Raw genomic sequence first — 13,874 nt, 5'->3', positions numbered from 1 at the left:
ACTTAAGCTTTGTAAACGAGCAACCCGGCGTTAGGCCACTAATATGGTTGCAGCCTCATCTTTCCGCATAGACAGGCAGTAGCAGCCGGATATGTTCAGGCAGATAGGATCTCCCAGGGGGGCTTTGCAGTGCAGCGACACCTCAACACCCGGCAGGCAGCCCATTTCCAGTAATTTCAACGACATCCACTGATCGCTGAAAGAACGGATCACAGCCTTCTCGCCTACTTTCAAATCCGCTACGCTGCGCTGGGTGACACTTTGTTGCTGGGCGACACTTCGTTTTGCCATACCTGCCTTATTCGTATTTAGATTTATTATAAACAAATGCAAGATTACTCAGGAAAGTTTGTAAATGCAAACAAAAGCTGCCTGAACATGAATGTTTACCAATTCATGACAAAAATCAGGAGATTTACTCAGGCAAGCCCTCCGAGGGAACGCCTTTGTGTCGTAATTTTGTCTATTAAACAGGAGAATTATGCCCGAGTCGGTGCAACAGATTGGTGCTTTGATGCAGAAGGAATTCCGGCTGGAATGGCGGCAGCGGTACGCCCTCAACGGAATGCTGCTGTACATTGTAGGGGCGGTATTTGTCTGTTACCTGAGCTTCAACGCCCGGCGCAACCAGCTTACCCCTATCGTCTGGAACACCTTATTCTGGATCATTCTCCTGTTTACGGCCATCAACGCCATTGCCAAGAGCTTTGTGCAGGAGCGGGCCGGTCGGCTGCTCTATTATTATACCCTGGCCAGTCCGCAGCAGATCATCCTGTCGAAGATCCTGTACAATACCGTGTTGATGCTGGTACTGGCGGGCCTGGGTTTTAGTGTATATGCCTTTGTGCTGGGGAATCCGGTGGCCGATGTGCCGCTGTACCTGCTCAGTCTGCTGCTGGGGGCGGTAGGCTTTGCGGCCTCGCTGACGCTGATTGCGGGCATTGCCTCCAAGGCCGAAAACAGCGCGACCCTGATGGCGGTGCTGAGCTTCCCGATCATTCTGCCCCTGCTGCTGATGCTGCTGCGGGTATCGAAGAACGCCATCGACGGCCTCGACCGCAGCGTGAGTATGGACGAAATCGGAACCGTGCTGGCTATCGATGCCATTGTGCTGGTGCTGTCATGGATGTTGTTTCCGTTTTTATGGCGGAGTTAACCTGTTAACACTATGAAAACTGTAAGAGGTATTTACAATAATGGGGAGTTAAAGCTGGAAGAAGAGCTTCCAACCGAAGGTGCGGTTGAGGTTGTGATCGTATACAATGAGAAAGCGGTCCGCCCGAAAAAGAAAAGTGTAGTGCAACTGCCTACGATATAAAACGTGAAAATCCCGGTCAGAAATTTTCACGGGACAATTTCCGACTCCGCATTTCATGACCAGGCTAAGAGACTAACATCGTGGCCACGATGCAGCAATACGGCATCCGGAAACTACTGACCAACAATGTTCAGGATTTCCGGCGATTTGAGAGTTTGATTGATATAGTACCTTTGACTGAAGAGTCACAACCAATATGAAACAAAACTGGTGGAAAATTCTGGCCGTAGCCATCCTGACATACGTCATTCTGGCGGGCCTCCTCGGTACCGTACCCCGGCAGCCGATTCTCAATGAAAGTATCCGGAACGTGTACTTTCACGTGCCGCTGTGGTTCGGCATGATCGTTCTGCTGCTTACGTCAATGATCTACTCAATCCGCTACCTGCGCAACGGTCGCCCCGACGATGATCTTGTTGCTGTCGAGTTTGCCAATTCGGCCATTGTGTTCGGCCTGCTGGGCTGCGCTACGGGTGCGATCTGGGCCAATTTTACCTGGGGCGAACCCTGGCCCAACGACCCGAAGCTGAACGGCGTGGCCGTGGGTATGCTGCTGTACTTTGCCTACCTGATTCTGCGCGGCTCGTTTGACGATGAGCAGCGCCGGGCCCGGATTTCGGCGGTGTACAACATCTTTGCGTTTGCGGTCTTTATTCCGCTCATCTTTGTGCTGCCCCGGCTGACCGATTCGCTCCACCCCGGCAACGGCGGTAATCCGGCATTCGGGCAGTACGATATGAACAACCAGATGCGAATGGTCTTTTACCCGGCCGTGATCGGCTGGACGCTGATGGGCGTCTGGATTACCGAATTACGAATCCGTTTGCGCCGGTTGCAGGCCGTTACCGAGGAATGATTCTTTCCCATTTTATGTTATTACTTAGATTACTCCCTTATATATGCGCTTAACGCTCTGGAAAAAAGCTTTGCCGGCGGCTCTGCTGCTTATAACACAATCTCTGATGGCCCAAACGCCCGACCAGGTCGAGATGGCCGACCGGCTCCGGGCCGACGGTAAAATATGGGTGGTGGTGCTGGTGATTGCCGTCGTCTTTGTCGGCATCGTCACGTACCTGGTACGGCTCGACCGCCAAATTGGCAAACTGGAGAAAGATGTGAAACTCAAAAAAACGGCCGACATCCGCTCATAAACCCTCCTCCCTGACTTTATTCGTACTCCTATGAAAATTTCGCACATCATCGGCATTATCGTCATTGCGCTGGCTATCGGCATTATTGTTTCGACGGCCGGCGACGCTAGTTCGTACGTGAACTTTACGCAGGCCGAAGAACTGGCCCGCAACGGAGAGAAAGATATGATTCACGTGGTGGGTAAGCTGAAAAAAGACCCCCGTGGCCAGATCGAAGGCATGCACTACCAGCCCGAGGTTGACCCCAATCATTTCGAGTTTACGCTGGTTGACAACGCCAACCGGGTACAGCGCGTAGTCTACAACAGCCCCAAACCGCAGGACTTCGACCGCTCCGAACAAGTGGTGGTTATCGGCTCCATGCAGGGCGATCATTTCCAGGCCAACAAGATTCTGCTGAAGTGCCCCTCGAAATATCAGGATAACAAGCTGGAGGTTACGGAACACGAAGCGAAAACAGCTAAATTATAGTTTGACGTTCGAAGTCTGAAGTTTGAAGTTGCTCCGCTCAGGCACCTTTAACGGCCAGGTTGCACCTTTCCAACTTCAAACCTTAAACCTCAAACTTCAAACTCTAAAAAATGATACACACAACCGTCGGTAATCTGGGTCATTTGTTCGTAATCCTGTCGTTTGTCACGGCATTGGTGGCTACGGTTGCCTACCTGAAAACGGCGCTTGGCAGTACCGATCTGGCCGAAACGGCGCAATGGCGCAGGCTGGCCCGTATGGCTTTCTACGTGCACGGCGCGGCCGTTGTCGGGGTAGTTGCCAGCCTCTTCTGGATCATATATAACCATTATTTCGAATACCATTACGCCTGGAGCCACTCCTCGCTGGCCTTGCCGACGCATTATATGATTTCCTGCTTCTGGGAAGGTCAGGAAGGTAGTTTCCTGCTCTGGCTGTTCTGGAATGCCGTGCTGGGCGTTATTCTGACGCGCACCGACAAACGCTGGGAGGCACCCATGATGACGGTCTTTGCGCTGGTACAGGCCTTCCTGGCGTCGATGATTCTGGGCGTAGTCTTTGGCGACTCGGTCAAGATTGGCAGCTCGCCGTTCCTGCTGCTGCGCGAAGCGATGCCCAACACCCCTATTTTCGCTACAGATCCTAATTTTGTTCCAAAAGATGGCAACGGGCTGAACCCGCTGCTCCAGAACTACTGGATGGTGATTCACCCGCCCACCTTGTTTCTGGGTTTTGCGCTGACGATGGTGCCGTTTGCCTACTGCCTGGCGGGCCTGTGGCGTAACCAGCCGCTGGAGTGGATCCGGCCGGCGCTGCCCTGGTCGCTGCTGGCAGCTATGGTGCTGGGCGTGGGTATTCTGATGGGTGGCTACTGGGCCTACGAGACGCTGAACTTCGGCGGCTACTGGAACTGGGACCCGGTCGAAAATTCTGTATATGTACCCTGGCTGGTGCTGGTGGCCTCCCTGCACACCATGATTATTGCCCGGCGCAGCTCAACGGGGCTGAAGTCGGCCATTATTCTGTCGGTTGCCTCCTTCCTGCTCATTCTGTATTCAACCTTCCTGACCCGCAGCGGTATTTTGGGGAACGCATCGGTACACTCCTTTACCGATCTGGGCCTGTCGGGGCAGTTGCTGATTTACCTGCTGGCGTTTGTGGCGCTGGCGGTTGGGCTGATGGTCCGCAAATGGAAGCTAATTCCGTCGGATGAAGAAGAAGCGTCGGTCTATAGCAAAGAATTCTGGCTGTTTATCGGGGCTACGGTAATCTGCCTGGCCAGCTTTCAGGTTCTGGCCACCACCTCCATTCCGGTTTACAACAAAGTAGCCGAACTGTTTGGCGTTGTCTCCAACCTGGCCCTACCTGCCGATCAGATTGCTCATTACAATAAATTTCAGGTCTGGTTCTTTGTCGTTATTGCGTTGTTGACCGGTATCGGTCAGTATCTGTGGTGGCGCAAAGTGGAGAAAGGAAACTGGCGGGCGCTGACGGCTCCGGCCCTGCTGACGCTGCTGGTGAGTGCGGCCCTTATCACCTTTGGCGAAATTCGCAATCCGGTGTATATGGCGCTGCTGGTGGCTGCCGTTTTTGCCCTGCTCGCCAACGGGACCATCCTGCTGGGTATTGTCCGGGGTAATTACCGGGTATCGGGCGGGGCCGTAACCCATATGGGTATGGCCCTGATGCTGATTGGCGTGCTGTTCTCGTCGGGCTTCTCGCGGGTGGTCTCCATCAACAACAGCGGCCTGATGATTTCCAAAAGCGAGGATTTCACCAAAAACGACAATAAGGAAAACAAGGAAAATATACTGCTCTGGCTTAATCAGTCGGAGCGGATGGGACCTTACACGCTGACCTACCGCGGCCCACGGGTCGAAATCCGGGATGTACCGGGCTATGTGCCCAAGAACTGGGTCGAGGTTATTGAAGGTGATTTTCACGGCCTTGCCCTGCGGGATATAGAGCAGAATGGTAAGCTTTACCACAAGAAAGGCGATACGCTGGCCTTGTACCCCGAAAACGTGTATTATGAGGTAGAGTACCGCGAACCGAACGGCAAAATATTCAGCCTGTATCCACGGGCGCAGGTCAACGAGCGAATGGGGTTGCTATCCTCGCCCGATATTCGCCGGAAGGCCGGCAAAGATTTGTACACCTTCGTATCGTCAATCCCCGATCCATCGTCGGAAAATCAGTGGAGCAAGACCGAAGAGTATAAAGTGTCGCTGAAAGATACGTTCTTCCTGAACGACTACGTGGCCGTTCTGGATAATGTGGTGCGGACGACCGAGGTCGAAGGCATGCAACTGGGGCCGGAAGATGCGGCTGTAAAAGCCATGATCCGCGTGCTCGACAAAAACCAGGAGTATATGCTGGAGCCGGTGTTTGTGATCAAAGACCGCCTGATTGGCCGCAAAGCCGATACCAGCGAAGAACTGGGCGTCCGGATTCAGTTAAACGAAATTAACCCGCAGACCGGCCAGTTTACGTTTGCGGTCAACCGCACCCAGCGCGACTACATTGTGCTGAAAGCAATGGAGAAGCCGCTGATCAACCTGTTATGGATTGGTACGCTGATTCTCGTCCTCGGCTTCACGATGGCAACGGTGCGTCGGTACCGCGAATATCACAAAACGAAAACCAAGACCGGCCGCCGGGCGGAAATGGTTTAATCCATGAAACTAACCGACACACTCCTGCTGTTTGCCGGCATTGGCAGCCTGCTCCTCTGGATACTGGAATACCGACGGGTAGGCTTTCTGGATAGTTACTGGATTCTGCTGTGTTGCCTGGCGTTTTTGTTTGGCTTCCAGTACATCCGGCAGAAACGCCGGCAGGACAACAAAGATGTATCGCCAACGATTAAGCAAATGGCGGAGCAGCGGAAGAAGAAAAAGAAGTAGGCAATGGGCAGTAGGCAGAAAAGGCGCCGTTCTCTAACTGCCCACTGCTTACTGCCTATTGCCTACCGCCCACTGAGAACCGCCTACTGACAAACATGGAATCATACAGCCTGCTCTTCGGTGCCCTGCTCGCCCTCATTATGGCCGGTTTTTTTTCGGCGATTGAGATGGCCTATGTCTCCGTAAACCGGCTGTATTTTGAACTGCATAGCAAGCAGGGACCGCTGGGTGAAAAACTGGTCAGCAAGTTTCTGAAAAACCCGATTCTGTTTATCGGCACAACGCTTACCGGTAACACCTTTTTTCTGGTCCTCTATGCGGTACTGGGGGTAACGTTCCTGAACCCGATGTTGATGACGCTGCTGCCAGATAATTTCGACAATCCGGTAGCGCTGATTCTGCTCCAGACCGTTATTCTGACCGTTATCTTCCTGCCGGTTGCCGACTACCTGCCCAAAAGCCTGGCCCTCATTCACCCGGATGCGTTTCTGGAGCGGCTGGCCGTACCCATCTGGCTGATTTACCAGGCCATTGCTCCCCTGGTGCGGGTACTGATCGGTATTGCCCGCTTGTTTATCCGGTATATTCTGGGGCGGCAGTATTCCGAAATCCGGCCGGTGTTTGGGCTGACCGACCTGAACAATTACCTGCAGCATCTGAATCAGAAGGTAGACCCTGAAGAAGAAATTGAGGTCGATACGCGCATTTTCAACAATGCCATTGAGCTGCGGGATGTGCGGGTGCGCGACTGCATGATTCCCCGCACCGAGATAGCTGCCGTGTGCGTCGACGACAGCATAGATGAACTCCGGCATGAATTTCAGGAGACAGGCCACTCCAAAATTATTGTTTACCGGGATAATATCGACGACGTGATCGGCTACTGCCATGCCGTTGCGCTGTTTCAGAAACCGGCGAGTATCGAAAGTATTCTGACGCCGATGCTGACGGTTCCCGAAACAATGCCGGCGCAGGATCTGATGCTGCGATTTATTGGCGAACGCAAAAGTCTGGCCCTGGTGGTCGATGAGTTTGGGGGTACCTCAGGCATTATCAGCGTCGAAGATATTGTGGAGCAGATTTTCGGCGAAATTCAGGATGAATACGATACCAACGAAGACTGGACCGAGCGGCAGATTGACCAAAACACCTATTTGCTCAGCGCCCGGCACGAAATAGAATACCTCAACGAAAAATACAACTGGAGCATTCCGGAAGGCGATTATGACACCCTCGGCGGGCTGATTCTCGCCGTCAACGAAGATTTGCCCAGCGTAAACGATATTATTGAGCTGCCACCGTTCGTCTTCACCGTAGTATCTATGGACGGCACCCGCATCGACACAGTAAAAGTCCAGATTACGCAGAAAAACGAAGAGGCAACCTCCTGATCAGGTTTAGGTGGGCAGGTAAATCCGGAAGGTAGCACCCTCTCCTACCCGGCTGCTCGCCCGGATATACCCCCGGTGATTATCCATCACTTTTTTGCAGATAGCCAGGCCAATGCCTGTACCGGCGTATTGGTTGCGCCCGTGCAGCCGCTGGAAGATAACGAAGATCCGGTCCAGGTACCGCTCATCGAATCCGATACCGTTATCGGAAAAGCTGATCTCATAGAATAGCTGGTGTTCGTCGGAAAGGGCAACATTCGGAATGGCGGTTCCCGCTACCTGCCGGCTGGTAATATGGATATAGGGCCGAACACCGGCCTTGATAAATTTCAGCGCGTTGGACAGCAGGTTCTGGAATACCCGGCGTAATTGAGCCGGATCACCCTTGATTACCGGCAGATCGGTACTCTCTACGCAAGCCTGTTTATCGCGGAGGGTTACTTCCAGATCCGTTATCACATCGGTTAGTACGGTATTCAGGTTTATAGCCTGCTGAGTCTGGTGCTCGGTAGCCAGCTTGGAGTAGGTCAGCAAATCCCGAATGAGGCCCGACATTCTAAAGGCGGCCGACTGCATCCGGGCAACCAGATCGACTCCGTTCTCACCCAAATGCTGCGCGTACTGATCCGAAAGCACATCGCCAAAAGACTGGATTTTGCGGAGTGGCTCCTGCAAATCGTGTGAGGCCACGTAGGCAAACTGTTCCAGGCTTTCGTTGGAGCGTTTCAGTTCTACAATCGATTGTTCCATCTGCCGGTGGTAGCGCCGGGTCAACGTAATGTCCCGGTATATAGCCATCGTCATCAGCGTCTCACCGGTTTCGTCGTTGACCGGGCCGACAAATACCTCATACACACGCTCGCCGATGGGTTGAATCAGGCTGCGGGTCAGGCCGGTCAGGGCATCGTCGAAATACTGGGTCATTTCCGACTGAAACGCTTTTCCTAAAACCTGGGCAATCGGCATCCCGATCAGAGCCTTCTGGTCCAGACCCGGAAACAGGTCGGCAGGCAGCTCGCCATTGGCCAGAATCACCCGCAAATCCGGGCCAACCACCAACGCCCCGGCATCGGGTACGTTGCGCGACATGGTATTGAACAGATACGCCTTTTTCAGCAACGCCAGTTTGGCCTTGCGCATCTCGGTAATGTCGTTGATAGAAACGACCACATGCTTCCCGTCGCCGGCGGTGGTGAGCGTTATCTGAAACCAGCCGGTATTGCCCGTCCGCCTGATGGAATAGGCCTGATCATATTCTTCGGTCCGGCCGGTTTTCCAGACCCGCTGCGCCGTTGCTACAAGCGCAGCAGACCAGTCGTCGGGAAAGAGCGTACTCACCGACCGGCCAAGCAGCAGATTCAGTTTTACACCGGTCAGCTCACTGGCCCGCCGGTTGGTAAGCGCCAGCCGGAAAGTCACCGCATCGGAACTGGCTACGTCCAGCGCCTGAAGAACCAGAATTCCGCTGGCCGAGTGGTCGAGCGCAATCTGCCATAGCGGAGACATAGTGGTTCTGGAAAGGGGATGTACAGGTACATTCATAAGCCACAACCCAGGAACGTATCCTGAGATAAGCATCTAATTTACCGGTAGTCCCACAGAACATCAACCAGGGTTTTGGCATACCTACGAAAACTTATTGAGCGGCCAACCGCTCCGGCCTTACCGCTTGCCGGTAGTCCGGCGGATGGTCTCTACCTCTTCGGCCAGGTACGGTTTGCCGTCGGGGGTCAGAATTTCGTGGTGCCATACCGAGGGATTTCGGCCGCCGGTATAGGGTGTTTCCCAGCTATCCCAGGGCAGAAATGTTTGCGTTTTACCGGCCACGAAGCCCCAGTTCATCATGCCGACATTGAGCTTCTTGGCCACCGGCAGGTGCGACTGAAACCGGCTGTTGACACTCCGCGCCAGAAACTCGGTACAGACCACCGGCCGGCCCAGCTTCTGAAGACTCGTTGCCATTTTTTCAAAGGCGTTTACATCGGCATAGTGGTGGAAGGAGATGAAATCGGAGTTTTCCAGTTGAATCTTCTCAATCGGTTTCCAGGCAGCGGGGTTGACCCAGTCACGGCTTTCCCAGGCCAGCCAGACTCCGGAGGTCAGCGGCTGTATCGGCTTTACCGACCGTGCCCACTGAAACACCTGCGGTAGCAGCCGGGCTACCCGCTCTGCTTTATCGGCCGCTTCACGCCGGCCGTAGCTGCCCGTGTTCGGGTTGTCGGGTTCGTTCCAGATATCCCAGGCCAGCACGCGTTTATCTTTTCGAAACGCCCTGACAATCCCCCTGACGTAAGCCTCCAGCCGCCGGTACTCTCCTTCATCGGCAAGGGCATGGGCACCGGGGCTTTGCAGCCAACCCGAATTATGCACCCCCAGCTTTGGGTCGGGCTGCCTGCCCATTTTCGGGAAGGGGTCCCAGCAGGAGTCAAAAAGCACCAGCATCGGCCGGATATGGTGCTTATCGCAAATAGCCAGAAAGGTGTCCAGATTCCGCTTAAACGCGGTTTCGTCACGTTCCCACAGCAGGTCGTGCAGAAAAACCCGCAGCGTATTGATGCCCATTGCCTCGGCCCAGCCTAATTCTTTATCGATGGTAGCGGGGTCAAACGTCTCGGGCTGGAACATTTCCAGTTGATTGATAGCGTTGGCCGGCACATAGTTGGGGCCAAACAACCAGGGCTGGTGGCGATACCAGCTATTGGCTTTGCTCCGGCTCCAGCGACCCGGCGCATCGGGTTGTCCCCAGGCCAGGGACGTAACCACTAGCAGTACGATCAGGAGAAGTTTCCGCATAATCAATAATACCTGATGCTGGGGTTAATACCCACGGCTAAAATCTACCACATTTTCCAGGGGCTCACCAGCCCGGTAGCGGTCCAGATTACGCAGAAAAACCCGCACCTTATCAGCATTTTCGTCGGCGTACCCACCGCCCGTATGCTGCGTCAGTATGACATTTGTCATCGACCAGAGCGGGCTATCCGTTGGCAACGGCTCCTGGAGCGTCACATCCAGCACCGCCCCGGCCAGCCGGCTGGTTTGCAGGGCGTCGATCAGCGCCGGCTCATCGATAGCCGAACCCCGCCCGACATTGACCACAATGGCTGATGGCTTCATCAGCGCCAGCCGTTGTCCCGACAGCGTATTCCTGGTTTCTTCGGTATCGGGCAGGGCCGCTATAAGAAGATCAGCCTCCGGTAACAGTTCATTCAGGTCTTCCACCGTTGGGGCCTGACTACGCCGGACAAGCGTTACGTGGCAATCAAACCCGCGCAGGATTTTCATAATGGTTTCGCCGATGGCCCCGGCACCGAGCACCAGCACCCGCTTCCGGTACAGCAGGTTCATCTGCGGACGGAGTTCACCACCCACCCACCGGCGTTCGGCCTGGAGCCGGGCCAGTTCATCAATTTTCCGGTACAGGGCCATTATACCGGCCACGGCGGTTTCGGCAACGGGCTGCCCAAAAAAGCCGCGCAGGTTGGTCACTGTAACATGCTGTAATTCCGGTTGCTCCCAGTCCAGTGCCAGATACGGATCAAAGCCGGCCGAGTAGAGCTGTACCCAGCGGAGATTCCGGCTTTCGAGCCACCAGCCGGCCGGTGGGTTGCCAAACACCACTTCGGCCTGCAAAAACGCGTCCCGGCGCTTTTCGGGCGCGAGGTCCTGCCCCCATAAACATTGGTTGGTATCTGAAGAATCACCGGACTGCAAAGCCTGCGTCAGCAACTCGCGCTCGGCATCCTGTAACGGGAAATGGATGTAGATTGTCATAGGCATAAAAGACATGGTCGGTTTATTTCTATCGCTACAGCACCAGCAGTGGCAGCCAGAATACGCCGTCGCCAAGCCAGCGGTAGCGCTCGTTTTTCGAAAAATAGGCCGGATACCGTTGAATGACGTACAGCACCAGACTCATAATGGCCTGGATGAATGCCGACCGCTGGGCAAACCGGTCATCGGTGGTGAAGCACACAAAAAAAGCGGAGGCTACCACGAGGAAGGTGAGCCAGCGCATGAGCTGATCGCACCGCAGCGGTCCCCAGTAGGTAGCCAGCGAAAACTGCGGCACCGTCAGTTGCTCCTGCAGTTCCATCACCGAAAACAGGAGCAGATTCTGAAACGCAATGCCCAGGAACATCAACGCTTCCGTCCAGTCGACCGCGCTCACCGAAGGTCGCTGCGCCCAGACGCTCCCCCAGACACCCGCTGTAAAAAATAAGGCCACCAGCGGCTCTTTAGCCAGCAGGGCCGGATGCCGCGCCGGTAACCGAAATACCAGCGCCACATAGGCCGCACACAAAACACCCAGCACCAGGCCAAATTTTATGACGCTACCCGGCAGCCAAAAGGTCAGCAGCAGGGCCAGCCCGGCTGCACCGGCTACAACCTTCCAGAGCAAAGGCGCATGTCGGCGGTGAAAAGTATGGCGGGCTGTCGGCAGCATATCGGGCTTGCGAATGTCCAGCAGCCGGTCGACGGTATAAATTACAAACACCACCAGCGCCAGCACCCAGGTAGTGGCCCAGTGAATCGGCTGGCCGGCACCCGACAATCGGGCCGCCATGCGATTGGAAAAAACAGCGCCCAGTACCACGGGCAAACTCAAAAAATACGCGTATCGAATCAAGTTCATAAAACCGGAATCCGGTGGCTGAGTATCTCCAGCCGGTCACCTACCCGCACCACACCCGCCGATTGGGGCAACACGTTCTGGCCGAAATAGATCTTGTTATTTTTTTGCCGGTACGTGCCCAGCGTCCGGAGCGGCTCTTTGCCTTTCTCACCCGTGGCCGGGTCTACGGTCGTCAGCACACACCGGGCGCAGGGCTTAGCCGCGTAAAAGTCCAGATCACTAATTCGAAACTGGTCCCAGGCGTCCTCCTGGTGCGCATCCCCACCGGCCACGACAATATTTGGCCGAAAGCGCAGCATCGCTACTGGCGCTTCCAGCCGCCGGTTCAGTTCGTCCAGCGAAGCCTGACTGATGAGCAGGTACGGAAAGCCATCGGCAAAGCTGACTACTTCACCGTAACAGGCGTAGGTCGTATCGGCCGGCCGCTCGCTGGCTTCGGGCATATACACCAGCCGGCAGGGTACGCCCACAGCGGCCGTAAACCAGCGGTCGGCCGTTTCGCTGACCACCACTGCATCAATGCCGTGGCTGTCCCAAACGGTAACGGGCAGGTGTTCGCCAGACAGTTCGCCGAAGGGCATCTCCAGCACATCGTCCGGCCGGTGGCGGTGCCATACCCGTACCGAACGCTCGGTCAGGGCTACGTCGATGAGGGCCATCTGGTGATGAGTGCGCTGGGTAATAAATTGCCCCTGGGGCGTCACCAGCATCCAGCGCCGGTCGTAGCGGAAGCCTTTCCCTTCCACCTCCGCTTCGGTCACCGAAATTCCTCCCAGCGACTTGATGGGGTATATGCGTAGTTCGTGAACGGTAAGCAATAGCGTTTGAAGTTTGAAGTTTCAGGTTTCAGGTTCCAAGTTGCTTCGCCAATGAGCCAGGTAGCTCCGACCTGAAACCTGAAACTTGGAACCTGAAACAGTTAAAATTCAAGTCTCGGCATGGGGCTTACGTCCTGGGAGGTAAACTCGTGCCGGAGGTATTTGTAATAGGCCGCCATAGCAATCATGGCGGCATTGTCGGTGCAGTACTCAAAGCGGGGGATGTATACCGCCCAGCCCTGCTCCTGCCCGAGCTGGGTCAGCGCCATGCGCAGGCCGCTGTTGGCCGATACGCCCCCGGCAATGGCAATTTCCCGGATGCCGGTTTCGCGGGCGGCCCGTTTCAGCTTGCCGAGCAGCATTTGTACCAGCGTATACTGAATACTGGCACAAATATCGGTGAGATTTTGTTCTATGAAAGCAGGATCGTGTTTGGTATTGTCCCGCAGAAAGTACAGGATCGCCGTTTTAATGCCGCTGAAGGAAAAATCGAGGCCGGGCATTTCGGCCAGTGGAAACCGGAAGGCCAATGGATTGCCCTGCTGCGCATATTTGTCGATCAGCGGACCACCCGGATACGGCAGGTTCAGCAGCTTGGCGGATTTGTCGAAGGCCTCGCCGACGGCATCATCGTGGGTCTGGCCAATGATTTCCATGTCGAGGTAATCGCGGACGAGCACAATCTGGGTGTGCCCCCCGCTGACGGTCAGGCACAGAAACGGAAAAGCCGGCACCGGCGGTTCGATGAAGTGGGCCAGCACATGAGCCTGCATATGGTTTACCTCAATAAGGGGTATCTGTAACGCCAGCGCCAGGGCCTTGGCAAACGAAGCGCCGACCAGCAGCGAGCCCAATAAACCCGGGCCGCGGGTGAAGGCTATGGCGTTAAGGCTGTTTTTCGGTACTTTTGCGTCCGTCAGCGCCCGGTCCACTACCGGCACAATATGCTGCTGATGGGCGCGGGAAGCCAGTTCGGGAACCACGCCCCCGTACTGCTCGTGAATCAACTGAGCGGCAATTACGTTGGACCGAATAGTACCGTTGGATAAAACGGCGGCCGATGTTTCGTCACAGGAGGATTCAATTGCTAAAATGTTCATTAAAGAATAGCGGTAATCCCGCAAATTTACGTTACTTGAGAGAATGAATAATGAAAATTGAATAATGAACAGTGAATAGGGGC

General features: G+C 54.9%; 15 protein-coding genes. 8 read left to right on the top strand and 7 right to left on the bottom strand.

From position 1 onward, the window contains the following. Nucleotides 1-30: 30 nt before the first annotated feature. Entirely contained in the window at nt 31-291 is a 261-nt protein-coding gene (locus ABD931_RS00905; RefSeq protein WP_345262990.1) for a FeoA family protein, read from the bottom strand. A gap of 190 nt (nt 292-481) precedes the next feature. Here ABD931_RS00905 and ABD931_RS00900 point away from each other — a divergent pair, with 190 nt between their 5' ends. From ABD931_RS00900 to ABD931_RS00865, 8 genes are all read left to right on the top strand, one after another. Next, a complete protein-coding gene (locus ABD931_RS00900) occupies nt 482-1,156 on the top strand; it encodes a heme exporter protein CcmB (protein ID WP_345262988.1) in 675 nt (224 codons plus the stop codon). Nucleotides 1,157-1,168: 12 nt separating this feature from the next. Then, the gene (locus ABD931_RS00895; protein WP_345262986.1) at nt 1,169-1,318 is read left to right on the top strand and encodes a hypothetical protein; all 150 of its coding nucleotides are present in this window, start codon (nt 1,169-1,171) and stop codon (nt 1,316-1,318) included. A 196-nt stretch (nt 1,319-1,514) separates the two neighbouring features. Further along, nucleotides 1,515-2,174 (top strand): cytochrome c biogenesis protein CcsA, encoded by a 660-nt coding sequence (gene ccsA, locus ABD931_RS00890; RefSeq protein ID WP_345262984.1) that lies wholly within the window; start codon nt 1,515-1,517, stop codon nt 2,172-2,174. A gap of 43 nt (nt 2,175-2,217) precedes the next feature. Continuing rightward, nucleotides 2,218-2,469: a CcmD family protein gene (locus tag ABD931_RS00885; protein ID WP_345262982.1), complete on the top strand. Its 252-nt coding sequence runs from the start codon at nt 2,218-2,220 to the stop codon at nt 2,467-2,469. 30 nt (nt 2,470-2,499) lie between these two features. Beyond that, on the top strand, nt 2,500-2,940 hold the full coding sequence (locus ABD931_RS00880; protein WP_345262980.1) for a cytochrome c maturation protein CcmE domain-containing protein: 441 nt from the start codon (nt 2,500-2,502) through the stop codon (nt 2,938-2,940). 110 nt (nt 2,941-3,050) lie between these two features. After that, nucleotides 3,051-5,615, top strand: a complete 2,565-nt coding sequence (gene ccsA / locus ABD931_RS00875; RefSeq protein ID WP_345262978.1) for a cytochrome c biogenesis protein CcsA — start codon at nt 3,051-3,053, stop codon at nt 5,613-5,615. A 3-nt stretch (nt 5,616-5,618) separates the two neighbouring features. Further along, nucleotides 5,619-5,846, top strand: a complete 228-nt coding sequence (locus ABD931_RS00870) for a hypothetical protein (protein WP_345262976.1) — start codon at nt 5,619-5,621, stop codon at nt 5,844-5,846. 95 nt (nt 5,847-5,941) lie between these two features. Next, complete coding sequence (locus ABD931_RS00865) at nt 5,942-7,237, top strand: hemolysin family protein (RefSeq protein WP_345262974.1); 1,296 nt, start codon at nt 5,942-5,944, stop codon at nt 7,235-7,237. Nucleotides 7,238-7,243: 6 nt separating this feature from the next. On the opposite strand, the gene ABD931_RS00860 is transcribed toward ABD931_RS00865, so the two are convergent. The 6 genes from ABD931_RS00860 to tsaD all read right to left on the bottom strand — a co-directional run bounded on the left by ABD931_RS00860 (nt 7,244) and on the right by tsaD (nt 13,791). Continuing rightward, on the bottom strand, nt 7,244-8,743 hold the full coding sequence (locus tag ABD931_RS00860) for a sensor histidine kinase (RefSeq protein WP_345262972.1): 1,500 nt from the start codon (nt 8,741-8,743) through the stop codon (nt 7,244-7,246). Nucleotides 8,744-8,899: 156 nt separating this feature from the next. Continuing rightward, entirely contained in the window at nt 8,900-10,030 is a 1,131-nt protein-coding gene (locus tag ABD931_RS00855) for a cellulase family glycosylhydrolase (protein ID WP_345262970.1), read from the bottom strand. 24 nt (nt 10,031-10,054) lie between these two features. Then, entirely contained in the window at nt 10,055-11,011 is a 957-nt protein-coding gene (locus ABD931_RS00850; protein WP_345262968.1) for a D-2-hydroxyacid dehydrogenase, read from the bottom strand. Between the two features lie 34 nt (nt 11,012-11,045). Further along, nucleotides 11,046-11,873, bottom strand: a complete 828-nt coding sequence (locus ABD931_RS00845; RefSeq protein ID WP_345262966.1) for a hypothetical protein — start codon at nt 11,871-11,873, stop codon at nt 11,046-11,048. Next, nucleotides 11,870-12,691: an MOSC domain-containing protein gene (locus ABD931_RS00840; protein WP_345262964.1), complete on the bottom strand. Its 822-nt coding sequence runs from the start codon at nt 12,689-12,691 to the stop codon at nt 11,870-11,872. The genes ABD931_RS00845 and ABD931_RS00840 overlap by 4 nt, the downstream gene beginning before the upstream one ends. A 101-nt stretch (nt 12,692-12,792) precedes the next feature. Beyond that, a complete protein-coding gene (gene tsaD, locus ABD931_RS00835; RefSeq protein WP_345262962.1) occupies nt 12,793-13,791 on the bottom strand; it encodes a tRNA (adenosine(37)-N6)-threonylcarbamoyltransferase complex transferase subunit TsaD in 999 nt (332 codons plus the stop codon). Nucleotides 13,792-13,874 lie beyond the last annotated feature (83 nt).

The organism is Nibrella viscosa (genome assembly GCF_039541875.1).
GTDB classification, from domain to species: domain Bacteria; phylum Bacteroidota; class Bacteroidia; order Cytophagales; family Spirosomataceae; genus Nibrella; species Nibrella viscosa.
The sequence above is the reverse complement of the archived record's forward strand: the minus strand, read 5'-3'. Positions and strand labels throughout refer to the sequence as shown.

What these genes read in the sequence shown, in the direction of transcription:
- ABD931_RS00900 (WP_345262988.1), top strand. Translation starts at nt 482, where the DNA reads ATGCCCGAGTCGGTGCAACAGATTGGTGCTTTGATGCAGAAGGAATTC.
- ABD931_RS00845 (WP_345262966.1), bottom strand. Translation starts at nt 11,873, where the DNA reads ATGAACTTGATTCGATACGCGTATTTTTTGAGTTTGCCCGTGGTACTG.
- ABD931_RS00860 (WP_345262972.1), bottom strand. Translation starts at nt 8,743, where the DNA reads ATGTCTCCGCTATGGCAGATTGCGCTCGACCACTCGGCCAGCGGAATT.
- ABD931_RS00870 (WP_345262976.1), top strand. Translation starts at nt 5,619, where the DNA reads ATGAAACTAACCGACACACTCCTGCTGTTTGCCGGCATTGGCAGCCTG.
- ABD931_RS00905 (WP_345262990.1), bottom strand. Translation starts at nt 291, where the DNA reads ATGGCAAAACGAAGTGTCGCCCAGCAACAAAGTGTCACCCAGCGCAGC.
- tsaD (WP_345262962.1), bottom strand. Translation starts at nt 13,791, where the DNA reads ATGAACATTTTAGCAATTGAATCCTCCTGTGACGAAACATCGGCCGCC.
- ABD931_RS00895 (WP_345262986.1), top strand. Translation starts at nt 1,169, where the DNA reads ATGAAAACTGTAAGAGGTATTTACAATAATGGGGAGTTAAAGCTGGAA.
- ABD931_RS00885 (WP_345262982.1), top strand. Translation starts at nt 2,218, where the DNA reads ATGCGCTTAACGCTCTGGAAAAAAGCTTTGCCGGCGGCTCTGCTGCTT.
- ABD931_RS00865 (WP_345262974.1), top strand. Translation starts at nt 5,942, where the DNA reads ATGGAATCATACAGCCTGCTCTTCGGTGCCCTGCTCGCCCTCATTATG.
- ccsA (WP_345262984.1), top strand. Translation starts at nt 1,515, where the DNA reads ATGAAACAAAACTGGTGGAAAATTCTGGCCGTAGCCATCCTGACATAC.
- ABD931_RS00880 (WP_345262980.1), top strand. Translation starts at nt 2,500, where the DNA reads ATGAAAATTTCGCACATCATCGGCATTATCGTCATTGCGCTGGCTATC.
- ccsA (WP_345262978.1), top strand. Translation starts at nt 3,051, where the DNA reads ATGATACACACAACCGTCGGTAATCTGGGTCATTTGTTCGTAATCCTG.
- ABD931_RS00855 (WP_345262970.1), bottom strand. Translation starts at nt 10,030, where the DNA reads ATGCGGAAACTTCTCCTGATCGTACTGCTAGTGGTTACGTCCCTGGCC.
- ABD931_RS00850 (WP_345262968.1), bottom strand. Translation starts at nt 11,011, where the DNA reads ATGACAATCTACATCCATTTCCCGTTACAGGATGCCGAGCGCGAGTTG.